At 67.2% G+C, this 14,566-nt stretch carries 11 protein-coding genes, 2 tRNA genes and 2 pseudogenes; 3 read left to right on the forward strand and 12 right to left on the reverse strand.

Annotated features, from left to right (window positions below; translation table 11 throughout):
* Position 1 precedes the first annotated feature (1 nt).
* The 7 genes from pgaA to TEP_RS06385 all read right to left on the reverse strand — a co-directional run bounded on the left by pgaA (position 2) and on the right by TEP_RS06385 (position 7,117).
* Positions 2–2,041: a poly-beta-1,6 N-acetyl-D-glucosamine export porin PgaA gene (gene pgaA, locus TEP_RS06355; protein ID WP_132824663.1), complete on the reverse strand. Its 2,040-nt coding sequence runs from the start codon at positions 2,039–2,041 to the stop codon at positions 2–4.
* A 373-nt stretch (positions 2,042–2,414) separates the two neighbouring features.
* Positions 2,415–3,620 (reverse strand): MFS transporter, encoded by a 1,206-nt coding sequence (locus TEP_RS06360; RefSeq protein ID WP_165933895.1) that lies wholly within the window; start codon positions 3,618–3,620, stop codon positions 2,415–2,417.
* A gap of 226 nt (positions 3,621–3,846) precedes the next feature.
* Positions 3,847–3,923 (reverse strand) — tRNA-Pro (locus TEP_RS06365).
* 138 nt (positions 3,924–4,061) lie between these two features.
* A tRNA-Pro gene (locus TEP_RS06370) sits at positions 4,062–4,138 on the reverse strand.
* Positions 4,139–4,194: 56 nt separating this feature from the next.
* A complete protein-coding gene (cydX, locus tag TEP_RS06375; protein WP_117310845.1) occupies positions 4,195–4,308 on the reverse strand; it encodes a cytochrome bd-I oxidase subunit CydX in 114 nt (37 codons plus the stop codon).
* Between the two features lie 55 nt (positions 4,309–4,363).
* On the reverse strand, positions 4,364–5,518 hold the full coding sequence (gene cydB / locus TEP_RS06380; RefSeq protein ID WP_132824665.1) for a cytochrome d ubiquinol oxidase subunit II: 1,155 nt from the start codon (positions 5,516–5,518) through the stop codon (positions 4,364–4,366).
* Between the two features lie 15 nt (positions 5,519–5,533).
* Positions 5,534–7,117, reverse strand: a complete 1,584-nt coding sequence (locus TEP_RS06385; RefSeq protein WP_132824666.1) for a cytochrome ubiquinol oxidase subunit I — start codon at positions 7,115–7,117, stop codon at positions 5,534–5,536.
* A gap of 285 nt (positions 7,118–7,402) precedes the next feature.
* On the opposite strand from TEP_RS06385, the gene cydD reads away from it, so the two are divergent.
* The 3 genes and pseudogenes from cydD to TEP_RS06400 form a co-directional block, all read left to right on the forward strand.
* Positions 7,403–9,091 (forward strand): thiol reductant ABC exporter subunit CydD, encoded by a 1,689-nt coding sequence (gene cydD / locus TEP_RS06390; RefSeq protein WP_240790742.1) that lies wholly within the window; start codon positions 7,403–7,405, stop codon positions 9,089–9,091.
* Positions 9,088–9,492, forward strand: a pseudogene (locus tag TEP_RS06395) (thiol reductant ABC exporter subunit CydC); the annotation flags it as partial. The gene cydD and the pseudogene TEP_RS06395, both read left to right, overlap by 4 nt.
* 106 nt (positions 9,493–9,598) lie before the next feature.
* Positions 9,599–10,816, forward strand: a pseudogene (locus TEP_RS06400) (ATP-binding cassette domain-containing protein); the annotation flags it as partial.
* Between the two features lie 48 nt (positions 10,817–10,864).
* Here TEP_RS06400 and TEP_RS06405 read toward each other — a convergent pair.
* From TEP_RS06405 to TEP_RS06425, 5 genes are all read right to left on the reverse strand, one after another.
* Positions 10,865–11,209 (reverse strand): DUF1294 domain-containing protein, encoded by a 345-nt coding sequence (locus TEP_RS06405; protein ID WP_025876461.1) that lies wholly within the window; start codon positions 11,207–11,209, stop codon positions 10,865–10,867.
* Entirely contained in the window at positions 11,209–12,321 is a 1,113-nt protein-coding gene (locus TEP_RS06410) for a homoserine O-acetyltransferase (protein WP_132824668.1), read from the reverse strand. Before TEP_RS06410 ends, TEP_RS06405 begins: the two co-directional genes overlap by 1 nt.
* Positions 12,322–12,503: 182 nt before the next feature.
* Entirely contained in the window at positions 12,504–13,493 is a 990-nt protein-coding gene (locus TEP_RS06415; RefSeq protein WP_132824669.1) for a cytochrome C biogenesis protein, read from the reverse strand.
* Positions 13,487–13,915 (reverse strand): cytochrome c-type biogenesis protein, encoded by a 429-nt coding sequence (locus TEP_RS06420; RefSeq protein ID WP_240790743.1) that lies wholly within the window; start codon positions 13,913–13,915, stop codon positions 13,487–13,489. Before TEP_RS06420 ends, TEP_RS06415 begins: the two co-directional genes overlap by 7 nt.
* 34 nt (positions 13,916–13,949) lie before the next feature.
* Positions 13,950–14,566: DsbE family thiol:disulfide interchange protein (locus TEP_RS06425; RefSeq protein ID WP_240790639.1), on the reverse strand; the 617-nt coding region annotated here is incomplete at its 5' end.

Genomic DNA, 14,566 nt, shown 5'->3' on the forward strand with positions numbered 1-14,566 from the left:
CTCATTCTCCCCAGCGCAGCGCGGCATCGAAGCCGATATGTCGTTCACGTTGGCCGTCGTAGACCGGCCGCGACCAACTCACGCCGTACTCGAGGATCCGCCCTTGATCGAACTGCCATTCGTGGCGATAGGCCACAGTCGGAATGATTGAACTGCCAAAACCTTCCTGCCAGTAGTTGCCCACCGACACCGTCAGGCGATGGCGGAAGTGGCGCTCGTAGTGGCGCCACAGCTGCTGGTCGATGCGCAGGCCCACCTCCACCGAGCGATCCCGCGAGGGGTTGAAGTAGGGCGCATCGTCGCGGCTGCCACGGCTGGTGTAGACGCTGCCCAGGCCATCGATCAACAGGCGCGGGCGGGTCAACAGCCGTTGTTCGATCGCACTGTTCAGCGTATCGCGGCGGTTGCCATCGTCGTAACGGAACTGGCTGCCACCGAAGCTCCAGTGGGTGCGCTCGTTGCGCGTGTAGTCCACTGCAACCGCAACGCTGTCGGCGGTGATGCCGGCTACGCGTGCCTGCATCGAGGCTTCCGGGTCATTGCGGGCAGCGGTTACGCCGGCATGCCAACGATCATTGAACTGCCAGCCGAAGCCGCCGCGCAGGCCGGTGTCGCCGATGCTGTCGTTGGGGCGCATCACCGCTGCCTCGGCGTCGAGGCGGTCGAAGCGGTAGCGCACGCCAGCACCGATCCACAGCGGATCGATGTCCTGGTCCTGGAAGCTGACCGAGCGGCGGTCGGCGAAGGCAAACAGGCGCCAGCGGTCGTTGAGAACCGGCGAGGCCACTTCCACGCCGTAGTGCAGGTCGTCGTTGCCCAGCGGCGAGGTGCCGCCACCGCCGGAACTGCGGCCACCCTCGACCTTGGCCAGCAGCTGCCAGCCGCGATGGGCGCGCCAGTCACGGTCCATGCGTTGCACCGCCGGCTGGCTTGGATAGCGTGCCAGCAGATCGTCATGCAGCGGCCGCGCCAGGTCGTCGCGTTGCAGCTGCACGTAGGATTCGTACATGCCCAGGCGCGGCGCGATGTCACGCGGGTCCAGGGTATAGGCCATCTGGTGGCGCTCCAGCGCCCGCCGCGGCCAGCCGCGCATCTGGTAGACGCTGCCCAGCGAGGTCTGCAGGCTGCCATTGCCCGGGCCGACCTCGACCAGGGCTTCCAGTTCGCGCTGGGCCGTGGGCAGGTCGCCGCTGTAGGCCCGCACCATCCCCAGGTTCAGGTCGGCCTCGTAACGCGCCCAGTTCTGGAAGGGAGTCTTGCCGCCGCCCCAGCGCCAGGCCGGTTCGTCCTTCTGCCAGGCCTGCAGGTAGCCCACCGCCTTCTCCGCCTGCTCTGTTTCCAGATAGGCATAGGCCAGCTCCGAGCGTGACTGGAAGCGTGAGGGATCGTTCTTTGCGGCGGCCTCCAGCAAGGGAATGGCCTCTTGCGGGTTCTGCGTGGCCATCAGCGAGTCGCCTAGGGCTGGCAGCACGTAATCGGGCAGGGCATGGCCTTCGCGCTGCAGCGCCCGCGCCTCGTCGCGCACCTGCGCGTGGCGGGCCAGGCGGTTGAGCAGGATCAGCCGGTCCATGCGGATACGCAGCGGCGCCTGCGCCTGCGTTGTGCCATCGCGCTCGACGTACTGCTCCATTTCCGCCAGCGAAGCCTCGGCCTCGTCCAGCCGGGTGTCTTCGCTTTCCCCGTAGGCCAGGCTCCAGTTGACCAGCTTGGCCACGTAGTTGGCCTCCAGCCGCGCTTTCTGGTCCTGGTCGAACAGGTTGGGCCGGGCCTGGTAAAGCCGCCAGGCGCGATGGGCGTTGCCGATGTCGCCCAGGGTCAGGACCTGCAGCTTGTACAGCAGGTCGTCGTTGGGCTCGCGCAGCTGCGCCCGCTCGATCGCTGCCAGTGCATCGACCCAGCGCGCCTGGTCACGGTAGTGCCCGATCTCGGCGAGCCGGTCGGCGCGCGTGATGACGGTGGGCGGCGAGGCCGCGTGGGCCCAGCACGCCAGAGTGGCGCAGGCCAAGCCGACGCACAGCGCCAGCGGACGATGAACAACCATGAGACCCCCTAAGCATCCATTGCTGAACGATGTGCTCAAAAGTGTGACGCACATCACATGCCAACTATAGCTGACACTCTGCCCAAGCGCCTACTTCCTATCCGTACCTTGTTGACGGAGAGTCCTTGGATGACCGGCCAGCCCTGTCGCAACGCGTTGTCGCGCATACACTTTTCTGCTGTCCACTGGAACGGCAGGGGGCAGCTTGGGGCCGCCCTGTGGGGGCGCACCCTGCGGGCAAGCCCAGTTCTGGACGCATAACGGGTCAGCTTTGGACACGCCACGTCACCCGCTGCGGTGGCGGTGTGTAGATCGCGGTAGTGGGGTACGTGGGTCGAGCTTCACGGCGGCGGACGTCGGCCCGCCGGTCCGGTCACCACAGGTCTTCAAGCTTGCGCGGCTTGCAGGCCACCCACGAGGCGCACAGCATCAGCAGCGCGCAGCCGAACAGGAAGGCGAAGGGCAGGGTCCAGCCCTCGCTGACGGTATGCAGCCAGCCGACCAGGAACGGGCCCAGGCAGCTGAAGCTGTAGCCCACGCCCTGCATGAAGCCGGACAGGGCCGCCGAACCGGTGGGGGTGCGCGTGCGCAGATTGATCAGGGTCAGCGCCAGCGGGAACGTGGACGGCCCGACGCCCAGCAGGCAGGCCCACAGCAACGGCGCCTTCATCGGGGCGAACAGCAGGCCGGCGAAGGCGATGACGAAGGCGGAGAAGCCGATCAGCACCAGCGGGAAGGGATTCTGCAGGCGCACCGCCAGCGATGGGATCACCAGCGAGGGCAGCAGGCCCAGTGCCGAAAACACCGCGACCATCACCCCGCCGAAGGCGGGCGTGGCGCCGGCTTCGACCACGATGCGCGGCAGCCAGGTGAACATCGAATAGGTCATCAGCGAGGTCATGCCGAACATCAGCGTCATGCTCCAGCCCAACGAGGTACGCCAGACCTTGCCGTGCGGCAGCGCGGTGGGATCACTGCTGTCCAGTACCGGCCTGGGCGCACTGCGAGCCAGCAGCATCCATGGCAGGGTCGCAGCCAGCGCCAGCAGCGCCCACATGCCCAGCGACACCCGCCAGCCTGCGGCGTTGGCCACCGGCACCGCCAGCAGCGCCGGCATCATCGTGCCCAGCTGCAGCACGCTGATGTACAGCGTGCTCATGGTGCCGACCTTGTTGGCGAAGTAGCGCTTCACCAACGGCGGCACCACCACGTTGCCGATGCCCATGCCCGCCAGTGCGATCACCGAGCCCAGCAGCAGGGTGCCGACATTGCCGGCGCTGGAGCGTAGCAGCAGGCCGGCAGCAGCCATCAGCATCGCCAGCAGGGTGGTGCGCTCAAGGCCCAGGCGTCGTGCCAGCGCCGGGGTGGCGACGCCGAACAGTGCGAACGAGGCGGTCGGCAGCATGCCCAGTACGCCGGTCATGGTGGTGCCGAAGCCGAACTGCTGGCCCAGCACGTCCAGCAACGGGGTGATGGAGGTGACGGCGGTACGCAGGTTGACCGCCGCCAGCAGGATCGCGGCGAACGCCAGCACGCGCCCGTGCAGCAGTGGTGGCGAAGAGGAGGTGGGCGAGGTCATGCGGTGTTCCTTGCAGGTGGCGCACGCCATGCAGAATGACGTGCAGCGCCCGCACCGGGCGCGGCCGGTGTGGCAGGTGGGGAGTGGCGGCCATTGTACGTGGCCGGGCCGGGTCAGGCCCCCGGCGGCATGTGCTGATGGCGGCGTAGCCGGGAGTGCCGGATTCCAGGTACAAAAAAACCCGGAGGACACTGATGTCTTCCAGGCTTCTTGGTGACCACCGGAGTGGTCGGGGAGACAGGATTCGAACCTGCGACCTCTACGTCCCGAACGTAGCGCTCTACCAGACTGAGCTACACCCCGAAGGGAGCCGCCTATTCTAGCCATTTCCCCCGATGGCGGCAAGGGGGAAGACCGTTCTGCTTCGCTGCCGTGGCAGCGACTCCTGCGGGAACAAAAAAGCCTGGAAGACTTCACCAGGCTTCAATGCGACCACCGAAGTGGTCGGGGAGACAGGATTCGAACCTGCGACCTCTACGTCCCGAACGTAGCGCTCTACCAGACTGAGCTACACCCCGAAGGAGCCGCCAAGAATACGGTGTGAAGGCCGTATCGGCAACCCTTTTTTACAGTTTCAGCGCACTTCCTTGTCGGCGCGGCCGCTTTCGCGCGCTTCGAACCACATCCCGTTGAGGATGGCCACGACCGAAGCCAGGCCGGCGCCGAGAATCCAAGCGAAATACCACATGGTCAATCTCCTGTGTGCGAGGGGGTGTGCCGACCCTGGGCCGGCACACGGGCAATCAGTACGCGTTGGGGTTGTCGTCCATGTCCTCGACCGTCGTCTTGCCCTTCAGCACGCGGTACACCCAGGTGGTGTAGGCGAGGATGATCGGCAGGAAGATGGCCGTGGCCAGCAGCATGATCCACAGCGTGAGGTGGCTGGACGAACTGTCCCAGACGGTCAGGCTGGAGGTGGGCTGGCTGGAGGACGGCAGCAGGAACGGGAAGATCGCAAAGCCGACGGTGAGGATGATGCCGGCAATGGACGCGCCCGAGGCGATGAAGGCCAGGCCGCCACGACGCGCGCGCAGCAGCACCGCGCTGGCAAGCGCACCCAGCAGGCCCAGCAGCGGGAATACCAGCGTTGCCGGCATGCTGCTGTAGTTGCGCAGCCAGCCACCTGCGGCGGACCCCAGTTCGGCGGTCTTCAGCAGCGGATTGGTCGGCCCGTCGGTCACCACCTGCGAAGTGATCTGGTAGCCCGGCAGGCCGAAGGCCACCCAGGCGCCGGCAGCGGCGAACAGCACGAAGCTGATGATCGCGGCGATGCTGCCAGAGCGCGCCGCACGTTCGGCCACCGGACCGTTGGTCTTCAGCACCAGCATGGCCGCACCGTGCGACACCAGCATGGCCACGCTGATCAGGCCGGCGATGAGCGCGAACGGCGTGAGCAGGCCGAAGAACGAACCGGTGTAGGTCACGCGCAGGGTGTCATCGAAGTGGAACGGCACACCCAGCAGTACGTTGCCTACGGCGACGCCGGCAATCAGGCCCGGCAGCAGGCCACCGACGAACAGCACGCGGTCCCAGTTGTCGCGCCAGCGCTTGGACGGCAGCTTGCTGCGGTACTTGAAGCCGACCGGGCGCAGGATCAGCCCGAACAGCATCGCAAACACCGCCAGGTAGAAGCCGGAGAAGCTGACCGCGTACAGCGGCGGCCATGCGGCGAAGATCGCGCCGCCACCCAGCACCAACCAGACCTGGTTGCCTTCCCAGACCGGGCCGACGGTGTTGATCACCAGCCGGCGTTCTTCATCGGTCTTTGCCACGAACGGCAGCAGCGTGCCGACGCCAAGGTCGAAACCATCCATGACGGCCCAGCCGACCAGCAGGATGCCGAGCAGCAGCCACCAGATCACGCGGAGCGTGGTGTAATCAAGTGCAATGAATTCCATCTGGATTCTCCTGCCTCAGGCCTGGCCGGGGGCAACGGCATTGGGGGAAACAGGGCGGATGTCGGCCTGCAGCGTCGGCAGGATGTCGTCCGGGCCCTTGCGGACCGCCTTCAGCATCAGCTTGATTTCGATGATCAGGAGCACCGTGTACAGGCTGGTGAACACCGCCAGCGTGGTCAGGATTTCATGCAGTGCCAGGCCCGATGCCGCGTAGAAAGTCGGCAGCACGCCATCCACCGCCCACGGCTGGCGGCCGTACTCGGCCACGAACCAACCGCATTCGATCGCGATCCACGGCGCCGGCAGGCTCCACACGGCCAGCTTCAGGAACCAGCGCTTGTCCTGGAAGTTGTTGCGGCACGAGAAGTAGAAGGCCAGCGCGAAGAAGGCGATCAGGTAGAAGCCCAGCCCGGCCATGATGCGGAAGGTCCAGAACAGCGGCGCCACGCGCGGTACGGTATCCATCGCCGCCTTGGAGATTTCCTCCGGCGTCGCGTTGAGGATGTCCTCGCGGTAACGCTTCAGCAGCAGGCCGTGGCCGAGGTCCTGCCAATGGCGATCGAACATTTCACGCGCTGCAAGATCGTTCTTGTCCTTCTTCACCCGTTCCAGCGCACCGTATGCGATCTGGCCACCGCGGATGCGGTGCTCGGCGCGCTCCACCAGTTCCAGGATGCCCGGAATCGGCTGGTCCAGCGAACGGGTGGCGATCAGGCCCATCAGGTACGGGATCTTGATCGCGTAGTCGTTGGTGTGGGTGTCCTGGTTGGGAATGCCGAAGGCGGTGAAGTCGGCCGGCGCACGCTCGGTCTCCCACATCGCTTCGATCGCCGCCAGCTTCATCTTCTGGTGCTCGCTGGCGGCATAGCCGCTCTCGTCACCCAGCACCACCACCGACAGCGAGGACAGCAGGCCGAAGGCTGCGGCGACCGCGAACGAACGGCGTGCCATGTCCCTGTGCTTGTTGCGCAGCAGGTACAGGGCGCTGATGGACATCACGAAGATCGCACCGGTCACGTAACCGGCACTGACGGTGTGCACGAACTTGGCCTGCGCCACCGGGTTCAGCAGCACCGCGGCGAAGTCGACCACTTCCATGCGCATGGTTTCGGGGTTGAACACCGCACCGGTCGGGTTCTGCATCCAGCCGTTGGCGATCAGGATCCACACCGCCGACAGGTTGGTGCCCAGCGCCATCAGCCAGGTCACGGTGAGGTGCTTGACCGGGCTCAGGCGCTTCCAGCCGAAGAAGAACAGGCCGATGAAGGTCGCTTCCAGGAAGAACGCCATCAGGCCTTCGATGGCCAGCGGCGCACCGAAGATGTCACCCACGTAATGGCTGTAGTACGACCAGTTCATGCCGAACTGAAACTCCATCACCAGGCCGGTGGCCACGCCGATGGCGAAGTTGATGCCGAACAGGGTGCCCCAGAACAGGGTCATCTGCCGCCAGACCTGCTTGCGGGTCATGACGTACACGCTTTCCATGATGGCAACCATGAAGGACAGGCCAAGCGTGAGCGGTACGAATAGGAAGTGGTACATCGCGGTCAGAGCGAATTGCAGCCGCGACAGTTCTACGACTGTCTGATCAATCATGGCCTGGCTACCTCGTTGGATAGTGCCGTTGCAGGTGGCGGGAAGGGTGGTCTACGGGGTGAATGATGTGACCGACTACTTCAAACAGCCTTGATCCAGATCAATGTATGAACAGGTATCCAGGAGGATCGTATGCCAACCCGATGAAGACTGCGACCGCCGGCCGCAGGGGAAGGCTGTTGCCTGGGCCTACAATGCCGTCCATCCCCCTGCTGCCTGTGAAGAGCCTTGAGCGCTGCCGAACCGACCGCTGACGCCCCTGATCGGGATGAAGAATCGACCCGCCTGCGGCGTGTGCGTACCGCCTGGCTGGCCGATCTGGCCCGTGCCGCGAAGGGGCGGCAGCGGCTGGCATCGCTGTGCATCAGCGTGTCCGGCGCACTGTTGATCGGCCAGGCCGCCGCCATCGCCTGGCTGGTGCAGCAGGTGCTGGTCGAGCGCGCGCCGCTGGCCGAGGGCCTGCCGGTGCTGGCCGCGCTGGCGGTGATCCTTGTCGTGCGCACCCTGCTGGGCAGTGCCACCCAGGCTGCGGCCGGTGACGTTGCCGATGCCGCACGCCTGTCCCTGCGCGAGCGTGTCTTCGCGCGGCTGCTCGGGCACGGCCCATTGTGGCTGCGGCAGCGCCGTACCGGTGAACTGGGCGAGCTGATGCTGCATCACGGCGATGCGATCGAGAACTACTACAGTGGTTTCCTGCCGGTGCGCACCGAAGTGGTGGTGGTGCCGTTGTTGATCCTGGCTGCTGTGGCCTGGGTCGATTGGGTGGTTGCACTGATCCTGTTGTTCACTGCCCCGCTGGTGCCGTTTTTCATGATGCTGGTGGGCTGGGGCGCCGAAGCCGCCGGGCGCGCGCAGCTGGGTGAGCTGGCGCGGATGAGCGGGCACTTCGCCGATCGCATCAAGGGCCTGGGCCTGCTGCGCCTGTATGGCCGAGGGGAAGCCGAACTGGCCGGCATCGAGGCCGCAGCCGAAGGTGTGCGCGTGCGCACGATGAAGGTACTGCGCATCGCCTTCCTGTCGTCCACCGTGCTGGAATTCTTTGCCTCGGTCAGCGTGGCGATGGTTGCGTTGTATCTGGGCCTGAGCTATCTGGGCCTGATGTCGCTGCATGCGACCGTGCCGACGCTGGGGGCGGGCCTGTTCTGCCTGCTGCTGGCACCGGAGTTCTACGCGCCGTTGCGGCGCCTGGCCGCGCACTATCACGATCGCGCCAATGCACTGGCCGCCGCCGCCGAGGTGGAGCGCCTGCTGCAGGTGCTGCCGGAAGAGGAGGCCAGCACAATCGACGGCACGGTGCCGCTGACGCCGGAGCCTGCCGAGGCCGCGTTGCCGCCACTGCAGGCGCACGGTCTGGTATTGCGTCCGTTGGGCGCCGCGCACGATGTGCTGCAGAACCTGGAGCTGCAGCTGGAACCGGGCCAGCGTCTGGCCCTGGTCGGCCCCAGTGGCAGCGGCAAGAGCACGTTGCTGGAAGCGCTGGCCGGTTGGCTGCCGCCGCGTGCTGGCCGGGTGCAGCTGCGGCCGGGGCTGCAGGTGGCCTATGCCAGCCAGCGTCCCTATCTGTTCCACGGCACCATCGCCGAGAACCTGCGTTTGGCCGATCCCGGTGCCAGCGACGCGCGCCTGCGCGCCGTTGCCGAAGCCGCCCAGGTGCTGCAGTTCGCACAGCGCCTGCCGCAGGGGCTGGATACGCTGATCGGCGAGCGCGGCTTTGGCCTGTCCGGTGGCGAAGCACGTCGCATCGGCCTGGCGCGCCTGCTGCTGCGCGATCCGCAGGTACTGCTGCTGGACGAGCCGACTGCTTTTCTCGATGCCGAAACCGAAGCAGCGCTGCTGCGCAGCCTGGCCGCCTATGCGCGCGGACGCAGCGTGGTGGTGGCCACCCACAGCCCGGCGGTGATCGCCTGGGCCGACCGCTGCCTGCTGTTGCCCGAAGGGCGCCTGGTTGAGCCGGCGCAGGCGGTACGCGCATGAGCCCTTCCGTCGATTCGCTGCGCACGGTATTCCTGCGGCATCGCCCGCGCCTGCTGCTGGCAGTGCTGCTGCTGTGGACCACGATGCTGGCCGGCACCGCCCTGCTGGGCCTGTCCGGTGGCTTCCTCACTGCTGCAGCGCTGGCCGGTGCAGCGGGCCTTGGCCAGGGCTTCAATTTCTTCACTCCGTCGGCCGGCATCCGCGGCCTGACCATGGCGCGCATCGCATCGCGCTACTTCGAAAAACTGGTGGGACATGACGCCACCCTGCGCATCGCCCGCGACCTGCGCGTATGGTTCTTCCGCCGCGCGCTGCCACTGGCCCCGGCACGGCTGGGTGCAACCCGCACCGGCGATCTGCTGGCGCGGCTGCTGGGTGACATCGGCGAAATCGATGGCTTGCTGNTGTAGTCGCTGATGTCCAGGCCGCCCAGCGCCAGCGAATCGGCGTAGGTCTGGCCGGCGGCAGCACGCGGATCCTGCGAATAGATCGCGTCGACCACCGGCAGCGTCGGCAGCGTTGATCCTGCCATCGGCAGCGGTGCTGCTGGCGGTACTGGCGTTGCTGATCGGCATCGGCGTGCCGTGGCTGGGCGTGAGGGGCCATGACAGCGAAGAGGCCGACCGCGCCGCACATCGCGCAGCGTTGCGCACGGCCGCATTCGAGGGGCTGGAAGGGGCGGCTGATCTGGCCGCGCTCAACGCTGGCAATGCCTGGCAGTTGAAGGTGCGGGTGGCGGCCAAGCAGGTGGCCTCGCGCGATCGTCGTCGACGCCTGCGGCTGATCGCTGCATCAACGCTGCATGGTGTGCTGGCCGGGCTCGGCCTGGTAGCGATGCTGGCACTGGCGCTGCATGCGGCCGAACAACAGCGCATCGCAGCGGAAATGGCCGCCGGGCTGGTGTTCCTGACCGTGGCGATGATCGAACTGTGGGCGGGCATGGGCCTGGCCTGGCAGTCGCTGCAATCGGGCCGCATTGCGGCCGCGCGCCTGCAGGGCATCGTCGAGCAGGCACCTTCGGTGCCGGAGCCGGTGTCGCCGCAGCCGCTGGCGCCGGCGGCGACCGTGCATTGGGATGACGTGCATTTCCAGTGGCCGGGCGCCGCACGGCCGGTCCTGCGTGGCGTGCAGCTGACGCTGGCGCCGGGCGAGCGCATCGCCATCCGTGGCGACAGCGGCAGCGGCAAGACCACCTTGTCGAGCCTGCTGCTTCGCCTGTGGGATCCGCAGCAGGGGCGGTTGACCTACGGTGGCCAGGACCTGCGTGATGTCGCCCAGGCCGATTGGCACCGGCACCTTGCGTGGCTGCCGCAGAACGCGCCGGTGTTCGCCGGCAGCGTGGCCGCGAACCTGCGGCTGGGCGATCCCGAGGCCAGCGACGAGGCGTTGTGGGCGGTGCTGCAACGGGTACGGCTGGGTGAATGGGCCGAGCGCAACGGCGGCCTGCAGGCGTGGGTGGGCGAGAACGGTGCAACGATGTCGGCCGGCCAGGCGCGGCGTCTGGCGCTGGCGCGCGCGCTGCTGCGCAATGCACCGATCCTGCTGGTGGATGAGCCCACCGAAGGCCTGGACGTGGATACCGCGCGCGCGCTGCTGCAGGACCTGCCAGCACTACTGGAAGGGCGCAGCCTGCTGATGATCACCCACGATGACCTGCCCGCGGGTGTGGTGGATGTGCAGTACCGGTTGGTGGACGGGGTGCTGGTCCGCGAACCGCTTCGGTAGATGCCGACCTTGGTCGGCATAACTGCGTGGCGTGGATCTACAGGGCAGCTACCGCGAAAACGCGCGCAGCATCACCGCGATCGAGGCCACGTTGGCCAGCACGCACAACCAGAACACCCACTGGAACGGCGCCTTGCGATGTTTATGGCGGAACAGCGCCTGGCCGAGCAGCGCGCCGGGCCAGCCGCCGGCAAAGGCCAGCAGCTGCAGCGTGCGTTCGGGCGTCCTCTGCTGTTTTCGCTGCGCGGCGCGCTTGTCGTGCCCATACAGGCCGAACGACACCGCACTGGCCAGCACGCACCATGCGCCCAGCCAGAGCGGAAACACGCCGGTTGCGGTCAAGCCGATCAACGCACCGAACGCGGCCAGTGCGAGATTGCGCCGCCACGCCACTACAGTTCGTCGAGGAAGCCGCGCACGGCCGGGCCGAAACGCTCGAAGTCGACCAGGAACGCGTCATGACCCTGTGGCGATTCCAGACCGATGAAACGCGCGTCCGCGCCACCGGCGCGCAGGCCATCGGCGACCTGTTGCTGCTGCTGTACAGGGAACAGGATGTCGGTGTTGGCACCGATCGCCAGTGCCTTGCCGACGCGGATGCTGGCCAGTCCGGCCATCACATCGCCATCGCCATACTCGGCCAGATCGAACCAATCCATCGAGCGGCTCAGGTACAGATAGCAGTTGGGGTCGAAGAAACGCACGAACCGGCGAGCATGGCCTTCCAGATAGCTCTCGACCTGGAATTCCAGGCCGAACGGGTCATCGTCGGTCTGGTCTGAATCCAGCCGCACGCGACCGAAGCGGCCATCCCATTCCAGTGCCGAGCGGTAGGTGATCACGCCCAGCTTGCGTGCCATGCGCATGCCCGATTCCGGGTACGCCTCATCGTCGTAGTGGCCACCGTTCCAGTGCGGGTCCAAGCGGATCGCCTCGCGCTGCAGCGAACGGATGGCGATCGAGAACGGCAGGGCCTGTGCGCTGCCGGAAATGTTGATATGGCTGCGGGCGATGCCCGGGTGCAGCAGCAACACCGCCAGCGCCGTCATCCCTCCCATCGAATTGCCGATCACGCAGGCGAGTTGTCCGATGCCCAGTGCGCGCACCACGTCGATTGCCGCGCATGCGCCGTCTTCGATGGACAGTTCCGGGAAATCCAGGCGATACAGGTCGCCGGTGGCCGGATTGATCGAGGCCGGGCCGGTGGAACCCTTGCAGCTGCCCAGCGAGTTTACGCAGACCACGAACCAGCGGTCGGTATCGATCGGCTTGCCGGGGCCAACCATGGCTTCCCACCAGCCTGGCGCAGGATTGGCTTCGTTGGCCGCTGCATGCGCATCCGGCGACAGGCCGGTGACGATCAGGATCGCGTTGCTGGCCTCTTCGTCCAGCGCGCCCCAGGTCTCATACGCCACACGAGCGCCGTGCAGGGCGCCGCCACGTTTGCACGGGAACGGCGAGGGCAGGGCATGGAAGCGGGTGCCGGGCGGAATGAATTCGGTCATGCGGCCATTCTAGCGGGGCGGCGTGTGCAGCTGGCGACACGCTGGTTTCCGTCAACGGGCTGAGCGTGAATCCGCCGGGCATGGCCCGGCGCTATCCACGCGCACCACCGGTGCCCGGCGCTACCGGTGGTGCGCGTGGATAGCGCCGGGCCATGCCCGGCGAGCGCAGCGGCGCGTGTACGTTACGGGAACTGCAGTTCAACCACACCGTCATGCGGCAGGCTGACCTTGACCGGGGCGGTCTGCAGGTCGTCTTCGCTGCGGTTGGCGCTGCCGCTGCGCGAAATGCGCGCCAGTACTTCCACTTCGCGATGTGCCGACAGCGGTGCGGTCGGCATCGGGCTGTCGCCGTCGCCGAGGCCGACCGTTGCAGGGAAGCCGGCCAGCGGCAGCTTGCGTGCAGCCACCGGCATCGGCGGGCCGCCCACCGCGCGCGCCAGCACGAAGACCTGGGTGCTGGCAGGCCAGTCACCCGCTTTCAACGATGCGGGCAGCTGCACCCGTACCTGCAGCAGCGCGGGGGCAGCGGCCGGTGCGTGCGCCGGTTGGCCGGCCGCCTCGCGGGCGATGGCGATCTGCGCCTGCAGCGCCTGTGCGGCACCCGGCTCCAGGCGTGGCAGCAGCGTGCTCCAGAGTTCGGCGGCCTCGGCATTGCGGCCACGCTGGCGCAGGGCAATGCCAAGCAGCCAGCTTGCGCGCTCGGCATCGGGCGACAAGGTACGTGCGCGCTGCAGCCATGCCAGCGCTGTGTCATCGAACTGCTTGCCAGGATCGGCCTGGGCGCGTGCCTGGGCGGCCTCGACCAGCACGCCTGGTTCGTCCGGTGCCAGTGCTGCGGCGCGGTTGAAGGCGTCGGCCGCGGCGGCGGCATTGCCAAGCTCGGCCTGCGAACGACCCAGCAGCGCCCAGCCATCCGCACGTTGCGGGTCACGCTGCAGCGCCTGCTGCAGCGCCTCTACACCGTTACGCAACGTGGCGACCGAAGGCGCAGGCTGCACCTGTGCGGCGCGGGGATTGCCGACCAGCAGGTACAGGCAGGCGCCGGCCACGCCCAGTGCCACCACCCCCAGCACGAAGCTGCGACGGCCATGCTGGCGCAGCGGCCACAGCACCACGGCCGCCAACAGCGCAGAGGCCACTGCGGCGACCATCGGTAACCAGTGCGTCACCAGTCCTCTCCTTCGGCAGGGTCCGCTGCAGCGGATGCATCCATCTGCCGACTACGGCGACGGACGATGCCCATCACCACCAGCGCGCCGGCACCCAGTACCAGCAGCGGACCGCCCCACAGCAGCCAGGTACCCGGTTGCAGCGGTGGCTGGTAGAGCACGAACTCGCCATAGCGGGCGACCAGGAACTGCTTGATCGCGTCGTCGTCGAGGCCCTGCTGCATCAACTGCAGCACTTCGCGCCGCAGGTCCTGCGCGATCTGCGCATTGGAATCGGCCAGTGACTGGTTCTGGCACTGCACGCAGCGCAACTGCGCAGCCAGGTCGTGGAAGCGCGCCTCCTCGGCTGCATCGCGGAACGCGAGCGGCCGCGCATCATGCACGGGTTGCTGGGCGAGGCCGGACTGTGGCACCGCCAGGGTCATCGCCAGCAGCAGCGGCAGCAGCCAGCGCATGCGCTTACGGCGAGGCGTGCAGGGTGTTGCCGGCATCGCCCTGGGCCTTTTCAAGCTTTTCCAGCGCCGGAATCAGCTTCTCATCGACCACCTGCTGGGTCATCGCGCCGCTGTACTTCCAGCGCACGATGCCACTGCCGTCGACCAGGAAGGTCTCCGGTGCTGCCGTCACACCCCAGTCGATGGCGGTGCGGCCTTCGATGTCGCTCAGCACGACCATGAACGGGTTGCCCAGCTGTTCCAGCCAGTGCAGCGCGTCGGTCGGTTCGTCCTTCCAGTTGTAGCCGATCACGCGTACGCGCTTGCTCTCGGCGAAGCGGGTCAGTACCGGATGTTCTTCACGGCAGGCCGCGCACCAGCTGCCCCAGACGTTGAGCAGGTACGGCGCACCACGCAGCTCCTCGCTGCGCACGATCATCTGCGGGTCATGCAGTACCGGCAGCGCGAACGCCGGCGCCGGCTTGTCGATCAATGCCGAGGGCAGCACGTCGCGCTGCGGATCGCCCGATTTCATCACCCCGTAGATCATCAGGCCGAGCAGGCCGAAGAAGAACAGGACGCCGATCACGATGGCTACCGGCGGCAGCGGGCGGGAAGGGCGTGGGGCGGGTGACTCGGACA

The sequence above is a fragment of the Stenotrophomonas sp. TEPEL genome (assembly GCF_004348785.1).
In the GTDB taxonomy this organism is placed as follows: domain Bacteria; phylum Pseudomonadota; class Gammaproteobacteria; order Xanthomonadales; family Xanthomonadaceae; genus Stenotrophomonas; species Stenotrophomonas indicatrix.

Excerpts from the sequence above, each read along its gene's own strand:
- TEP_RS06385 (WP_132824666.1), bottom strand. The coding sequence starts at position 7,117 with ATGATTGATCAGACAGTCGTAGAACTGTCGCGGCTGCAATTCGCTCTG.
- cydB (WP_132824665.1), bottom strand. The coding sequence starts at position 5,518 with ATGGAATTCATTGCACTTGATTACACCACGCTCCGCGTGATCTGGTGG.
- TEP_RS06420 (WP_240790743.1), bottom strand. The coding sequence starts at position 13,915 with ATGACCCTGGCGGTGCCACAGTCCGGCCTCGCCCAGCAACCCGTGCAT.
- pgaA (WP_132824663.1), bottom strand. The coding sequence starts at position 2,041 with ATGGTTGTTCATCGTCCGCTGGCGCTGTGCGTCGGCTTGGCCTGCGCC.
- TEP_RS06360 (WP_165933895.1), bottom strand. The coding sequence starts at position 3,620 with ATGACCTCGCCCACCTCCTCTTCGCCACCACTGCTGCACGGGCGCGTG.
- cydX (WP_117310845.1), bottom strand. The coding sequence starts at position 4,308 with ATGTGGTATTTCGCTTGGATTCTCGGCGCCGGCCTGGCTTCGGTCGTG.
- TEP_RS06410 (WP_132824668.1), bottom strand. The coding sequence starts at position 12,321 with ATGACCGAATTCATTCCGCCCGGCACCCGCTTCCATGCCCTGCCCTCG.